The sequence below is a fragment of the Cutibacterium acnes genome, from assembly GCF_003030305.1.
GTDB classification, from domain to species: Bacteria; Actinomycetota; Actinomycetes; order Propionibacteriales; family Propionibacteriaceae; genus Cutibacterium; species Cutibacterium acnes.
The window spans coordinates 1,070,299-1,084,476 of record NZ_CP023676.1; the positions used below are offsets into that span (position 1 = coordinate 1,070,299).

At 58.2% G+C, this 14,178-nt stretch carries 13 protein-coding genes; 10 read left to right on the forward strand and 3 right to left on the reverse strand.

Annotation, left to right across the window (positions count from 1 at the left end; genetic code table 11):
• Nucleotides 1-236: 236 nt before the first annotated feature.
• The gene (locus CPA42_RS05415; protein WP_002515520.1) at nucleotides 237-431 is read left to right on the forward strand and encodes a DUF3046 domain-containing protein; all 195 of its coding nucleotides are present in this window, start codon (nucleotides 237-239) and stop codon (nucleotides 429-431) included.
• Here CPA42_RS05415 and CPA42_RS05420 read toward each other — a convergent pair.
• The gene (locus CPA42_RS05420) at nucleotides 405-590 is read right to left on the reverse strand and encodes a hypothetical protein (protein WP_002523923.1); all 186 of its coding nucleotides are present in this window, start codon (nucleotides 588-590) and stop codon (nucleotides 405-407) included. The genes CPA42_RS05415 and CPA42_RS05420 overlap by 27 nt on opposite strands.
• 151 nt (nucleotides 591-741) lie before the next feature.
• Here CPA42_RS05420 and recA point away from each other — a divergent pair, with 151 nt between their 5' ends.
• Genes recA through rny form a run of 3 tightly spaced genes read left to right on the forward strand, consistent with a single transcriptional unit; the run spans nucleotide 742 to nucleotide 4,065 of the window.
• Nucleotides 742-1,788 (forward strand): recombinase RecA, encoded by a 1,047-nt coding sequence (gene recA / locus CPA42_RS05425; RefSeq protein WP_002515492.1) that lies wholly within the window; start codon nucleotides 742-744, stop codon nucleotides 1,786-1,788.
• Entirely contained in the window at nucleotides 1,785-2,333 is a 549-nt protein-coding gene (gene recX, locus CPA42_RS05430; RefSeq protein ID WP_073842161.1) for a recombination regulator RecX, read from the forward strand. The genes recA and recX overlap by 4 nt, the downstream gene beginning before the upstream one ends.
• A 25-nt stretch (nucleotides 2,334-2,358) precedes the next feature.
• Nucleotides 2,359-4,065: a ribonuclease Y gene (gene rny, locus CPA42_RS05435; RefSeq protein WP_002520473.1), complete on the forward strand. Its 1,707-nt coding sequence runs from the start codon at nucleotides 2,359-2,361 to the stop codon at nucleotides 4,063-4,065.
• Between the two features lie 40 nt (nucleotides 4,066-4,105).
• Here the strand turns inward: rny and CPA42_RS05440 are convergent, their stop codons facing one another.
• Nucleotides 4,106-5,005: an aldose 1-epimerase family protein gene (locus CPA42_RS05440; protein WP_002515534.1), complete on the reverse strand. Its 900-nt coding sequence runs from the start codon at nucleotides 5,003-5,005 to the stop codon at nucleotides 4,106-4,108.
• A gap of 163 nt (nucleotides 5,006-5,168) precedes the next feature.
• On the opposite strand from CPA42_RS05440, the gene CPA42_RS05445 reads away from it, so the two are divergent.
• Together CPA42_RS05445 and miaB are read left to right on the forward strand one after the other, a co-directional pair.
• Nucleotides 5,169-6,710: a YfcC family protein gene (locus CPA42_RS05445; RefSeq protein WP_002515612.1), complete on the forward strand. Its 1,542-nt coding sequence runs from the start codon at nucleotides 5,169-5,171 to the stop codon at nucleotides 6,708-6,710.
• A gap of 60 nt (nucleotides 6,711-6,770) precedes the next feature.
• A complete protein-coding gene (miaB, locus tag CPA42_RS05450) occupies nucleotides 6,771-8,255 on the forward strand; it encodes a tRNA (N6-isopentenyl adenosine(37)-C2)-methylthiotransferase MiaB (protein ID WP_002519009.1) in 1,485 nt (494 codons plus the stop codon).
• Between the two features lie 150 nt (nucleotides 8,256-8,405).
• Here miaB and CPA42_RS05455 read toward each other — a convergent pair whose 3' ends face one another.
• Nucleotides 8,406-8,606: an antitoxin gene (locus CPA42_RS05455; RefSeq protein WP_002515468.1), complete on the reverse strand. Its 201-nt coding sequence runs from the start codon at nucleotides 8,604-8,606 to the stop codon at nucleotides 8,406-8,408.
• Between the two features lie 202 nt (nucleotides 8,607-8,808).
• Between CPA42_RS05455 and miaA the strand changes: the two genes are divergently transcribed.
• The 4 genes from miaA to CPA42_RS05475 all read left to right on the forward strand — a co-directional run bounded on the left by miaA (nucleotide 8,809) and on the right by CPA42_RS05475 (nucleotide 14,084).
• On the forward strand, nucleotides 8,809-9,684 hold the full coding sequence (miaA, locus tag CPA42_RS05460) for a tRNA (adenosine(37)-N6)-dimethylallyltransferase MiaA (RefSeq protein WP_230606558.1): 876 nt from the start codon (nucleotides 8,809-8,811) through the stop codon (nucleotides 9,682-9,684).
• A gap of 4 nt (nucleotides 9,685-9,688) precedes the next feature.
• Nucleotides 9,689-10,510 (forward strand): diaminopimelate epimerase, encoded by an 822-nt coding sequence (gene dapF, locus CPA42_RS05465; protein ID WP_002515604.1) that lies wholly within the window; start codon nucleotides 9,689-9,691, stop codon nucleotides 10,508-10,510.
• Nucleotides 10,511-10,594: 84 nt separating this feature from the next.
• Entirely contained in the window at nucleotides 10,595-12,046 is a 1,452-nt protein-coding gene (gene hflX / locus CPA42_RS05470) for a GTPase HflX (protein WP_002515657.1), read from the forward strand.
• A complete protein-coding gene (locus CPA42_RS05475; protein ID WP_002515533.1) occupies nucleotides 12,036-14,084 on the forward strand; it encodes an ATP-dependent DNA helicase in 2,049 nt (682 codons plus the stop codon). Before hflX ends, CPA42_RS05475 begins: the two co-directional genes overlap by 11 nt.
• Nucleotides 14,085-14,178: the final 94 nt, after the last annotated feature.

The window sequence follows — 14,178 nt, forward strand, 5'->3', positions numbered from 1 at the left end:
TGTGGCCCCCCATCACGTGATGCTCGACAATGGAAGCGTGATACGACAGGTATGCCGTGTCGTAGTCTGTTGCGCCGATTCCCCGGTGTCTCGATCAGGTAGGGCCACACCGGTGAGCACAGTAACGGCGTTTCTTGACGATCACTATTGCCCCTTAGTTGCTCGTGACGGCTCTGGGAGTACATGCGGTTGGGATGGGCAGGGCTCGGTTGTGCGGGAGCGCATAGGCTTGGACTATGACAGAGACCCAATTGTGGACGCGGTTAGCCGAGGCGCTTGGCGACGACTACTGCCGCATCTGGGCTGCGCAGCAGGCGGTTCCGGGTCTTGACTCGCGGACCGTACAGGAAGCGTTGGCCGATGGAGTCGACGCTAAGATGATCTGGCGGGCGTGTTGGAAAACCTTAGAGCTGTCCGATTCCTTGCGGTGATCTGGAGGTGTAGCGGTCAGCGACGGTGACATGGTTGCGGAGCCGAACAGCAGCGGAACAAAACCGGAACATGGCGTGCTCGATAGTCGTCGGTGGTATTTGGCAGGGTTGTCCACAGCTGAGCGGACGGGCACGTTGGCAAGTTATCCACAGGTACAAAATTGCCTGACGAATTGTCCGACTCCGCTCCTACAGTTTGGGTGATGGCTCAGGGAGCTCGGTGGGGTTCTCTCATCGCCACATATGATCAACGTCGCGGCGGTGCCGCGCGTCAAATGGGGCGGGAGACCGCCTTCGAGGAAGGAACGACATGGCAGCGACCGCTGACCGCGAAAAGGCCCTTGCCACGGCCTTGCAGCAGATCGAGAAGCAGCACGGCAAGGGCTCTATCATGCGCCTTGGCGAGCAGGAGACCGTTAAGATCGCCGCTATCCCCACGGGCTCGGTGGCCCTCGACGTCGCGTTGGGTGTCGGAGGCCTCCCACGTGGCAGAATCGTGGAGATCTATGGTCCCGAATCCTCCGGCAAGACGACGGTGGCTTTGCACGCAATCGCTAATGCCCAGGCTGAAGGCGGCATCTGTGCCTTTATTGACGCCGAGCACGCTCTCGACCCGGAATACGCACGCAAACTCGGGGTCGATACAGATTCCCTGCTGGTGAGCCAGCCTGACAATGGTGAGCAGGCTCTCGAGATTGCTGACACCCTCGTCCGCTCGGGTGCCTTGGAGCTCATCGTTGTTGACTCGGTGGCCGCTCTGACCCCGAAGGCTGAGATCGAGGGCGAGATGGGTGATTCCCATGTTGGTTTGCAGGCCCGCCTTATGAGCCAGGCCCTGCGCAAGATGACCGGTGCGTTGAATGCGGCCGGTACCACTGCCATCTTCATTAATCAGCTGCGCGAGAAGATCGGTGTCATGTTTGGCTCCCCGGAGACAACGACAGGTGGTCGCGCCCTCAAGTTCTACTCGTCCGTGCGCCTCGACGTGCGGCGTGTCGAAACTCTTAAAGACGGATCAGAGATGGTCGGTAACCGCACTCGTGTCAAGGTTGCCAAGAACAAGGTCGCCCCACCTTTTAAGCAGGCAGAGTTTGACATCCTTTACGGACAGGGCATTTCTCGCGAGGGAAGCCTCATCGACATGGGCGTAGATTGCGGCATCATCACCAAATCCGGTTCGTGGTTCAGCTACAACAATGAGCAGTTGGGTCAGGGTAAGGAGAACGTCCGAAAGTTCCTCAGAGGTAACCCGGATGTTGCCAATGAGATTGAGGACAAGATCCTGACTCACCTTGGCCTGCGCGAAGCCGAGGTCCCTGAAGGTGTCGATCCCCGAACTGGCGAGGTGGAATTCTGAGTCGCCGACGCCAGGATCTGCAGCCAGAATTGACTGATGACCAGTGGTATGAGGAAGCTCGGGAGATCTGCCTCAAGCGACTGGATCGTCGGGCTAATACCCGCGGTGAGCTCGCGGATATCCTCGATTCCAAAGGGGTGCCCGAACCTGTGCGTGAGGCGGTCCTCGATCGCCTCACTGAGGTGGGGCTTATTGACGACGCTGACTTTGCGAACCGCTGGACGGCATCTCGACATGGGATGAGAGGATTATCACGTAGAGCCGTGGCTGCCGAGCTGTCTCGTAAGGGGGTCGACTCTCACATCATCGAGGATGCGACGTCTCAGATCACCGACGCTGACGAACTCGATGCCGCCACGGAACTGGCGATAACCAAACTGCGTGCAGGACGCGGAATTGAAGAAGCTCGGCTGACTCGACGAGTCCTTGGGACGCTGGCCCGTAAAGGGTACGGTCCCCATATTGCGTGGGCTGCCATTTGTGCGGCACGTGATGAGCTCGGTGAGGAGCCCCCCGAGGTTCCGACGACTGGGCTGTTCGACTAAAGTCATATCGTTTACCGCTTGCCTCGTGTCTGACGGTCCTCGTACCGGGCACGATGAGGGCGACGATGCAGATCCGAGTCAGGATGTGAGAGAGGACAGGGCCATGCTCATCGCACTCATCGCAGTATCGGTGCTCGCAGTAGCAGCTATTATCGGCTCGCTGGCAGACCGTCGAGCCATTGGCAGGAGGGCGGAGCGAGCGGAGTCAGAGCGCGACGTCAAGGCCTTGGAACTCTCCCGAAGTCAAGAACGGTTGTCCCGGGCAAGTCAAGATCTCGCCGATAGCCGCAAGGATGTCGCTAAGGCTCGAGCGGAGCTTGAGTCCAGCCGCACCCGGGCCTCCGATGAAGCTCGCCGTGCCGACAATGCTGATCAAGCCCGGCGTAGCGCCGAGGCTCTCTTAGAGATTAATCGTCGCTCCGTTGAAGAACTGACCGAACGCGATCACCGGCTGCAAGAAGCTCGCCGCCATCTCGAAGAGGGGCTCGACAAGATCGAGCAGGACCGGTTGGAGCTAGCCGAACGTAGTTCACAACTTGATGAGCGTGATGCCGAGCTTGATCGACGTCATGGTCAGATCGTTACCGAATTGGAACGGGTCGCCGGGATGTCCCTCGATGAGGCCCGCGATGAGCTCGTTGAGCATCTGGGACGGGAGGCTCGCGTCTTCGCCGAAAACAGTGCCCGTGCCATCGTCACCGAGGCGACGGCGTCGGCTGAGGCTAAGGCTCGCCATATCGTGGCGGAGGTTATCCAGCGGTGTTCCTCCGAGATGGTTGCTGACACCGTCGTCAGTGTCGTGCCGTTGCCTAGCAACGAGATGAAAGGCCGAGTCATTGGTCGAGAGGGTCGCAATATTCGCACCTTTGAGCAAGTCACTGGTGTGACCGTCATCATTGATGACACCCCGGAGATCGTGCTATTGAGTTGCTTCGATCCAATGCGCCGTGAGGTGGCTCGGCAGGCTCTCACCGATTTGGTCGAGGACGGGCGAATTCACCCCATCAGTATCGAAAGAGCCCATCAACGAGCGGTCGACCGCATCGAGGACATGTGCCTGGATGCTGCCGCTGACGCTCTGTCGAGGGCGGGAATTGACGATATTGACGACCGTCTGCTGCCGATCCTCGGCTCATTGAGATTCCGAACCTCCTATGGTCAGCAGGTGCTAGATCACTGCGTTGAGTGCGCTCGGCTGGCAGCCAACCTGGCTGCCGAAATTGGGGCTGATATCGAGATCTGTCGTCGGGCTGCGTTTTTACACGACCTCGGCAAATCCCTCACTCCAGGTGTCGAGGGAAGTAGTCATGCTGCTATTGGTGCCGAGCTAGCACGTCGTTATGGTGAATCGGAGGAGGTTATTCACGCTATCGCCGCTCATCACGACGAGATTGATCCGGTGAGTGTCACTGACTTCATCGTCAAGGCCGCGGATGCTATCTCTGCTGCTCGGCCTGGGGCTCGACGTGAGTCCCTCGAAGCCCACGTTCGGCGGATGGACACCATCGAAGAGATAGCTACCAGCTTTCCCGGGGTCGTGCGCGCGTTTGCGCTGCAAGCAGGGCGTGAGATGCAGATTCTTGTCGACCCGGGCGCCGTCGACGATCACCAAGCCTCGCGCCTTGCCCGCCAGATCGCCCTTGCAATAGGGGAGCAGGTCACTGTTCCCGGACGGACCCGGGTTACTGTGATCCGTTCGTTCCAGGCAATAGAGACCGTCGGGGACGCGTGAATCCTGCCCTCCCGTCCTTGTCCTTTCGAGCTTCCGCGGGTCAGGCGATGCCCCAGTGCAGTGTGACGTCATTACCGGGCTCTAGTCGAATGACGTCACCGTGGGTCGGGCCCTCATTAAATGCGTCTGGGCCGCAGGTCATTGGTTCGACGGCCAGACTGTGGCGGTCGTCTGGAGTGTAGATTTGCACCCAGCTCATCGCGGCGTCGCCCCACAATTCGTGGCTCGTTTCACCGTTGGAGACCCGGATACGCCATGCGGGCGATCCGACGGTTCCGTCGCCTTTCACGGTGTAAGCGGTATCGAAGGTGCGCTGTCCGACCGTGAGACCGTTCAGCGTGTGGATGCTATCCATCTCGCGCATCTGCATTGGTAGCAGCCGATCATCGACCTGTAACCACGAGGTAAACGGGGCGTCGACTGTCCAGTCGTCGATGGTGCCACCCAGGCAGAGATAGGGGTGTGCTGCGTATCCAAACGGCACCGCTGTCGTACCGACATTGCGCGCGGTGACTTCAACAGCTAGGCCGGCGTCGCTTAAGCGGTGGGTAAGGCGCACGCTGATGGTTCCAGGCCAACCGGGACGAGCCATGATTCGGATCGTTTGAGTCACCGATGTGTCGGTATGTTCCACTAAAGACCAGCGAGACCATGCCACTAGACCGTGAATAGCGTTGTGGCGATCGACCTCGCTCACGGCCAGCTGCTGCTCCATACCGTCGAAGGTGTAGTGACCGTCACGGATGCGGTTGGGCCAAGGAAGGAGCTGTTGGCCCTGAGATGAGGTCGGCGACTGATCAGCATCGAAGGATTTGATGACGTCTGTTCCCTCATAGTGAAGGCTGCGAAGGGTGGCGCCCTGCTCCGTGACGATGGCCTGCCAAGGGCCATGGGAGATCTCATACTGGGTGCCGGTGGGGAGTATGGCGTCATTGATCATGGCGAAAGACTAGCGCCGTGCGCTTTGCGGGCACGAGTCTTTAAACCCCGGTGTCTACGAATTTCCGGTGGTGACGCTATTGTTCATGGCGTAACGGTGCCCAGTGAAGGGTCCGTCAGCGTCATCGGTCGCTTCGCTGTAGCGAGGAGAAAGTAGGTGCACCTTGTCTAGTAACGATGCTATCGAGGCCCGCCATCGTCTACGGGTTCCCTCGGCTTTTACCATCCTTTTTGTACTGACGGTGCTAGCTGTTGTCTGTACCTGGTTTATTCCGGCGGGGAGTTACTCAAAGATGAGTTACGCCGCTGGCTCTAACCAGTTGGTCATTGTGGACCCGAATGGAGCAACGACGAAGCATACCGCAACTCAGGCGACTCTCGACAAGTACGGTGTCGCAATGAAGATCTCGGAATTTACATCGGGATCAATAACGGGATCAGTGTCAGTGCCAGGCACCTATGAGCGGGTCGCTTCTCACCCCGCAGGCATTGGGGATATCACTAACGGGATGGTGACCGGCACGATTGAGGCCGTCGACATTATTGTCTTCATTCTCGTTTTGGGCGGACTCATTGGGGTAGTGAAGGCGAGCGGCGCATTCGAAGCTGGCCTTGGTCGACTTACTGCGAGATCGAAGGGCAAGGAGTTTTTGCTTGTCCTCTTCGTATCTCTCTTCATGATCGTAGGTGGCACGACCTGTGGACTCGAAGAAGAAGCAGTTGCTTTCTATCCAATCTTAGCACCGGTATTTATAGTAATGGGATATGATGCTCTCGTTGTTGTGGGCTCAATTTTCCTTGCTGGATCGATTGGTACCTGCTTCTCGACTATCAATCCGTTCTCCTCTGCAATTGGTGCGAACGCCGCTGGTATCCGGCTTACTGAAGGGATGACCTGGCGCGTCATTGGACTTGTCGGAGGTGCTATTGCCGTGGTGCTCTATTTGGCGTGGTACTCAAAGAAGGTCAAGGCCAATCCTGGATTCTCCTATGCGTGGGAAGACCGAGAAGCTTTCGCAGCCCAGTGGTCGCTAGGTAATGACGGTGCTGAGATCGGTTTCGACTGGCGGCGTAAGGTTATCCTGTTCCTCTTTGCCGCAGCTTTCCCGATTATGGTCTGGGGAGTCATGGCTCGAGGCTGGTGGTTCCCAGCTATGGCTTCGTCCTTTCTTGCTATTACGATTATTATCATGCTTATTGCCGCTACGGGGACGAACAAGCTCAGTGAGAAAGAATTGGTCGACTCCTTTAGTGCAGGGTCATCTAGCCTTGTTGCTGTCTCTCTCATTATTGGCTTGGCGCGTGGGATTAACCACATTCTCAATGAAGGATTGATTTCTGACACGTTGCTGTATGAGTCGGCAAAGGTCGTCTCTCATGTCAGCGGTCCGGTCTTTGTACTGTCCTTGCTGATCGTATTCTTTTTGCTCGGCTTCATCGTGCCGTCATCGTCAGGACTGGCAGTCTTGGCCTTGCCGATCATGGCGCCGCTAGGAGACACCGCAGGAGTCTCGCGGGCTACTGTGCTGTGTGCGTATCAGTGGGGTCAGTACGCGATGCTCTTCTTGGCGCCTACTGGCCTGGTAATGGCAACCCTGCAGATGCTGGACATTAAGTACTCACACTGGCTGAAGTTCGTGTGGCCGTTGGTGGTGTTTGTCCTCGTCTATGGCGGGATACTGCTCGTGCTTCAGACGGTGGTGTGATCGACACGTTCGTCAGCGAGTACACGTTGCGACGGGTATATGACGTAGAGTGTGTGCGCCATGCCCAATAACACCTTGCAGCACACCGAGGCTCCGACTTATCGGGTCGTGACCTACGGGTGTCAGATGAATGTCCATGACTCCGAGCGCATCGCCGGGCTTCTCGAGGAGGCCGGCTACGTTCCCGATCCTAGAACTGACACCTTGGCGCCAGCTGATGTCGTCGTCTTCAACACCTGCGCGGTGCGAGAGAACGCTGATAATCGTCTTTACGGCACCCTCGGCCACATGGCTGCAGTAAAGTCGGCCCATCCTGGGATGCAGCTAGCTGTCGGCGGCTGCATGGCTCAGAAGGACAAGGACACCGTGGTTGCGCGAGCTCCGTGGGTTGACGTCGTTTTTGGTACCCACAACGTTGGTTCGTTGCCGGTTCTACTTAAGAGAGCTCGCCACAATGCAACAGCTCAGGTGGAGATTGAGGAGTCTCTGGTCACCTTTCCATCGAATTTGCCTGCCAGGCGCGATTCCGCCTACTCAGCGTGGGTGTCCATCTCGGTGGGTTGCAATAATACGTGTACTTTTTGCATCGTCCCGCAGTTGCGTGGCAAAGAAACTGACCGCCGTCCCGGCGAGATCCTGTCTGAGATCCGTGCCCTCGTTAACGAGGGAGTCCAGGAGATTACGCTACTAGGTCAAAACGTCAATTCCTATGGAGTTCAATTCGGCGATCGTGGCGCTTTTGCTAAGCTGCTTCGCGCCTGCGGAAACATCGACGGCCTAGAGAGGGTGAGGTTCACCTCGCCGCATCCGGCCGCTTTTACCGACGACGTTATCGAGGCTATGGCTGAGACTCCTAACGTCATGCCAAGCTTGCACATGCCGCTGCAGTCCGGTTCTGACGAGGTGCTGCGTCGGATGCGCCGTTCGTATCGATCCACGAAGTTCCTGGGCATCCTCGACCGGGTGCGCGAGGCCATCCCTCACGCTGCTATTACTACTGATATCATTGTCGGTTTTCCGGGTGAAACCGACAAAGATTTCGCCGAGACGATGCGAATCGTCGAGGAGTCGAGATTCTCTGCGGCTTTCACGTTCCAATATTCCATCCGTCCTAACACTCCGGCTGGCGTCATGAAGGATCAGGTTCCAAAACCGGTCGTCCAGGAGCGCTACGAGCAACTTGTCGAGCTCGTTGACGACATTGCTTGGCAAGAGAACAAGGCCCAGGTTGGACGGGCTGTCGAGGTCATGTTTGCGCAAGGGGAGGGTCGCAAGGACGAAGCTACCCATCGCGTTACGGGCCGTGCCCGTGACAACCGCTTGGTTCACGTCAGTCTTAACCCCGGTGATGATGTGCCGCGTCCCGGTGATATCGGTGAGGTTGTTATTACGTCTGGTCACCCGCATCACTTGGTCGCTGATGGTGGCTTGGTGAATTTACGTCGTACTCGCGGGGGAGACGCGTGGCACGCCCGTCAGGGGCAGGTGCCCCAGGATACTCCTACGGTGCTCGGGCTTCCCACCGTGGGAGTGCCGAGACACTGATCGATGGGTCTTACAGGTATGGCATTTTACGGACAGTGAGGAAGATAGACGAGGGATGGCGCTCAATGGAGCACCACCCCTCGTGTTGCAGCACTTCCGCTCCCATCCGGAGCGGGTCCCTGGGACAGACTGCGTTATGTTGTGGACGACTCAGAGGTCGCCAAGCTTGTCTTTGAGGGCGTCCTGGCCCTTGTCGATCTGATCGGAGAACTTGCCGCCGGTCTTGTCGTCGACAGTGTTGCCAGCCTTGTCGATGCCCTGCTCGACCTGATCGCTGTGCTGGCTGGCCTGATTCTTGATGTCGTCCTGGCGGTCGCTGATGGCGTCCTTGGCCTTATCGAAGAGTCCCATGTGATCTCCTTTCGGGAGTTTTCCCCCTCTCGGGGATGACTCTTGCAAGGCTACACATGGGATAGTCCACCCTTGCGAGGTTTTTCGCTCTACGCGTTGTTGTAAGGATGTCGCGACGGTGCGCAAAAATGAATATGTGAATTTGCCGGTCATCTGCCTCGTCGGGCCCACTGCTAGCGGAAAATCAGGGCTAGCGGTGCGAGTGTGCCGCCGCTTGTATGTCGATGAGCACCCCGCCGAAATTATTAATACTGACTCGATGGTGGTGTATCGCGGGATGGACATTGGCACTGCCACCCCTACACTGCGCGAGCAGCGCACGGTAGTGCATCACCTGGTGTCGATTCTTGATGTGACTGTGCCCTCCTCGCTAGTACTGATGCAGACGCTGGCCCGTGATGCCGTCGAGGATTGTCTGTCGCGTGGTGTCATCCCTGTCTTGGTGGGAGGGTCTGCGCTGTACACCAAGGCCATCATTGACGAAATGTCCATCCCGCCAACTGATCCGGAAGTGAGGGCTCGGTGGCAGGAGAAGCTAGATGCCGAGGGGCCGCGAGTTCTGCATGACGAGCTTGCCCGTCGCGATCCCAAGGCGGCTGAGTCAATCTTGCCCGGCAACGGCAGGCGAATCGTTCGTGCCCTCGAAGTTATTGACCTGACAGGGTCCTTTACTGCCACGATCCCCGACGGGACCCTCCACTGGCCTAAGACGGTGCAAATGGGCTTAGAACTGTCGCGCAAAGACATAGACCAGCGTATTGCCGATCGGGTTGACCAGATGTGGGCATACGGTTTCGTCGACGAAGTGCGTTCCCTAGCTAACGTCGGTCTCCGCGAAGGGCTGACGGCGAGCCGTGCGTTGGGGTACCGCCAGGTGCTGGAATATCTGAATGGGGACTACGACGAGGATGAGGCCCGTCGTAGGACCATCATTGGCACTCGTCGCTTCGCCCGTAAACAGCTCATGTGGTACCGCCGTGACGATCGCATTGAGTGGTTCAATGCCCTCGCCCCAGACCTTGATGACCGGGTTGTGGCGAGGGTGTTGACCGCCCTGACGACCGACGAGGAGGATTGACGCTATGACGACCTTCTGGAAAGGACACGGCACCGGCAATGACTTCGTCATCGTCGACCAGCAGGACCCGCTGACTTCCGCGCAGGTGCGTTGGCTGTGCCATCGCCGATTCGGGATCGGGGCCGACGGTACTCTGCAAGCTCTGCGGTCCGGTGATGTTGAGGACTGGAATGGCGATCCTGACCTGTGGTTCATGGATTATCGCAACGCTGACGGCACCATCGCTGAAATGTGTGGCAACGGTTTGCGTGTCTTCGCACGCTATCTCGTCCAGACCGGGCGCATGACGACTACTGAAGCTGACGTCGCGACGCGCGCTGGGGTGCGCCACGTTAGACTGCATGACGACGGTGATGTGTCCGTGACCATGGGAACAGTCAGGGTTGAGTCCGACGAGGTGACCATCGAGCATCAAGATATGTGGTGGCCGGCGTGCAAGGTTGACGTGGGCAACCCGCATGCTGTTGTTGTGACCGACCACACCACAGTCTGTGATATTAACCTTAATGACTCACCGACTTGGCGGCCACGATCTGCATTTCCTGATGGCGTCAACGTCGAATTTGTCGAGCAGATAGACCAGCACACCGTGGCGATGCGAGTCTACGAGAGGGGCTCGGGGGAGACGATGTCTTGCGGTACGGGGACGGTGGCAGTTGCTGCAACCATGGCCACTCGCACCGGACATCGAGGACCGTGGACCGTCCAAGTTCCGGGTGGGCGAGTCGTCGTCACGCTGAGCCCTTTCGATGACGGCTACCGGGCTATCCTCACCGGTCCTGCCGTGATCCTGGCCGCTGGCAAGGTGAATCTGCCGAATGGATGAGAGGGCGAACACGCTCTTGTCAACCTGTCGGAACGTCCTCCTACACTTAGCGCGATGGCATTGGGGCGTGAGGATGGGTACCGGGTGAGCGAGATCGAACAAATCGATAACGAGCGCGAAGACGCGCTGAAGAACAACAACGGTTTTAGCGAGGATCAGAGTGACTACGACGGTGACCAATTTGATCTGGATGCACGCCTATCGCTGACACGCGTGCCAGGTATGTCAACTGATCTGTCGGATATTTCCGAGGTTGAGTACCGTCAACTGAGGCTGGAACGAGTGGTGCTGTGTTCGGTGTGGACTCAGGGAACTGCCGCAGACGCCGAGAACACTATGGCGGAGCTGAAAGCCCTTGCTGAAACGGCGGGATCTCAGGTACTCGAAGCTGTCATGCAACATCGGACTACCCCGGATCCGGCGACGTACATTGGTTCGGGCAAGGTGGCAGAGCTTGCCGAGGTGGTGCGGGCGACTGGCGCCGATACTGTCATTTGTGATGGTGAACTTGACGCCGCTCAGTTGCGCAACCTCGAGGATCGGGTCAAGGTCAAAGTTGTGGACCGGACGGCCCTGATTCTCGACATATTCGCTCAACATGCGCGCAGCGTTGAGGGTCGTACTCAGGTGGAGCTGGCCCAGCTTAATTATCTCAAGCAGAGATTGCGTGGTTGGGGCGGCAATCTCTCGCGTCAGACTGGTGGACGAGCCGCCGGAGGTGCTGGTATCGGTGGTCGTGGTCCCGGTGAGACCCGTATCGAGACTGACCGTCGACGTATTAGCCATCGGATTGCGGTGTTGCGTCGTCGTCTCACGCACATCGAGTCCACCCGTGCCTCCAAACGGGCCGATCGCATCCGAAACAAGGTGCCATCAGTGGCCATCGTCGGGTACACCAACGCTGGTAAGTCTTCCTTGCTCAACAGGCTTACCCGCGCCGGGGTACTCGTCGAGAATGCTCTGTTTGCAACCCTTGACCCCACGACTCGACGCGCCACCACCTCCGACGGTCGGGTCTACACCCTCACTGACACGGTGGGATTTGTTCGACACTTGCCGCACGACCTCGTCGAGGCCTTTGCATCTACTCTGGAGGAAACGGCGATGGCCGATGTGCTCCTCCACGTTGTGGATGCAGATGATCCAGATCCACTCGGCCAGGTCGACGCAGTACGCGGGGTGCTGTCGGGGATTGGGGCCAGTAATATTCCTGAGATTCTCGTCCTTAACAAGATTGATCGTCTTAGCGATGAAACCATCTTGACCTTGCGCTCTACCTTCCCGGGGGCTTACTTAGTCTCTGCTCATACAGGTGAAGGAATCGATAAGCTTGTCGAGGCCATCGAGGCCGGACTTCCCATACCTTCCCAGCGCGTCGACGTCGTTATTCCTTATGCGCGTGGGGATCTTATGGACAAGATTCACCACAACGGAACTATCGGATTCATTGATCACACTGCTGATGGCATTCATGTCGTCGCTCACCTTCACCCTGCTCTAGCGGCCGAGGTCGAAGAGGCTTGTGATGGGGTCTGAGCCGGCAGACGTCAGTCAGATGTGTCGTGACCTGCTCAGCACTGCCGTCTCTGAGATGGGTGGTCAAGAGAGGCCGGGCCAAGTCGCGATGGCTAAAGCTGTCGACCAAGCTATGCGCGACAAGCTGCACTTGTTGGTCCAGGCCGGCACAGGAACGGGAAAGTCCCTCGGGTACTTGGCTCCGGCCCTGGTCTATTGCGTCGAAAAAGGGGCACAAGTCATCGTCGCTACCGCTACGCTTGCCTTGCAGGCTCAGCTTGCCCACAAGGATATTCCGACCATCCTTGACGCATCTGAGAAGGTTTTGTCTCGTAGGCCGAGGGTGGCAGTCCTCAAAGGACGGAACAACCATATTTGCCTGCACAAGGTGCGGGGTGGTTCAACCCGCACCAAGGGACAGGATGCCCTCGTCCCCGGCGCAGATCTCGTTGTCGCCGCCGACGACGGTCGGGAGGTCGAAGCAGCTCCGGAATCTACGCTGGGCGCCGAGGTTGTCATGTTGCGGGAATGGGCCGAAAAACAGGTTGAGGAATCTGGACTGGGTGATCGCGACGATGCTCCTGCCCATACTCCGCTCGCATGGACTCAGGTGAGCGTGCCAGCCAATGAGTGTCTTGGGGTTCAGCGGTGCCCATTTGGCAGTGAGTGCCTCTCGGAGGCTGCGCGGGAGCAGGCCCGAAATGCTGACCTGGTGGTCACCAATCACGCGATGCTCGCGATCGATGCTCTCAATGGCGGACGCGTCCTACCGGAGCATGACACGGTCATTATCGACGAAGCCCATGAGTTGGTAAACCGGTTTACCAGGGCCGCTTCGAAGGACCTCTCTCCAGCTATCGTGACGACGACGGCGAAGCGGGCTATGACGTGGCTCGATGACGACGTGGGCGCCGACCTGTTGAATCAGGCTGATTCCATGGACCATGCCCTGGAGGCCACCGTCCCAGGTCGGGTCACCACGCCGGACGCCCAAGTCATCCAGACCTGTGCCGTGTTGCGTGACCCTGCTCGCGTGGCAGTCAGCCAGCTGGGCCGAAATGACGAGGACTCTAGGGAACCAGTCGATGCGGAGAGAGTACAGGCTCAAGCCGCGATGCGGGAGGTTTTCGAGACCGCCGAACGCATGGTGAGGCTGGCCGCCGCCGACGTGGTGTGGGTCTCTGAGTCTGAGAAGGGATACCGCAGCATTCACGTCGCTCCGCTGAGTGTTGGCGGCTTGCTACGAGAGAATTTCTTTGCTCAGTCCACGACGATATTAACCTCGGCGACCTTATGCATCGGTGGTAATTTTCTCGCGATAGCGCGCGATGTCGGACTGTCCCCGCTCGAGCAAATTGAGGGAGACGCTCCGGAAATCCTCGAGACTCAGATGGGATGGCGGGGAGTTGATGTTGGTTCACCTTTCGACTACTCAAAGCAAGGAATTCTTTATGTCGGTAGGTCGTTGCCCCGCCCGGGGCGCGACGGTATTGCACCTGAGGTTCTTGATGATCTTGCTGAGCTCGTGTGGGCAGCCGGTGGGAGGACTTTAGGACTGTTTTCTTCCCAGCGCAATGCTATAGCTGCTGCTGAGCACATGCGCAGTGCTATGCCTGATATTCCGGTCCTGTGCCAGGGAGAAGGGCACCTGGCTGATCTCACTCGGCGATTCGCGGCTGATCCGCGTACTTGTCTATTTGGAACTGTGTCGCTGTGGCAGGGGGTCGATATTCCTGGCGACACTTGCCGTCTGGTTGTTATTGATCGGATTCCGTTTCCACGTCCTGATGACCCGCTCATGGCAGCCCGGAGTAAGGCTGTTGAGGACGCTGGTGGCAATGGATTTATGACGGTGTCGGCTGGCCATGCCGCGCTCTTGTTGGCCCAGGGGGCTGGTCGTCTCATCCGTCGTGCTGACGATCGCGGGGTGGTCGCCGTTCTCGACCCACGGCTGGTGACTGCTAGGTACGGCAATTTTCTGCGGGCGTCGATGCCGCCCTTTTGGACTACGACCGATCGAGAGATGGCTGTTGGGGCGTTGCGAAGACTGGGGGAATAATGATGAAGTTCTTGACCCGGACCCGGTATTTTCGTCGTGATCGATTTCGGCCGAGGCACACCAAGGATAGGGGAGAGAGCCCTGCGGCTAAGTG

Coding starts and splice junctions, on each gene's coding strand:
- miaB (WP_002519009.1), top strand. CDS start 6,771: ATGCCCAATAACACCTTGCAGCACACCGAGGCTCCGACTTATCGGGTC.
- dapF (WP_002515604.1), top strand. CDS start 9,689: ATGACGACCTTCTGGAAAGGACACGGCACCGGCAATGACTTCGTCATC.
- CPA42_RS05455 (WP_002515468.1), bottom strand. CDS start 8,606: ATGGGACTCTTCGATAAGGCCAAGGACGCCATCAGCGACCGCCAGGAC.
- CPA42_RS05415 (WP_002515520.1), top strand. CDS start 237: ATGACAGAGACCCAATTGTGGACGCGGTTAGCCGAGGCGCTTGGCGAC.
- CPA42_RS05475 (WP_002515533.1), top strand. CDS start 12,036: ATGGGGTCTGAGCCGGCAGACGTCAGTCAGATGTGTCGTGACCTGCTC.
- CPA42_RS05440 (WP_002515534.1), bottom strand. CDS start 5,005: ATGATCAATGACGCCATACTCCCCACCGGCACCCAGTATGAGATCTCC.
- recA (WP_002515492.1), top strand. CDS start 742: ATGGCAGCGACCGCTGACCGCGAAAAGGCCCTTGCCACGGCCTTGCAG.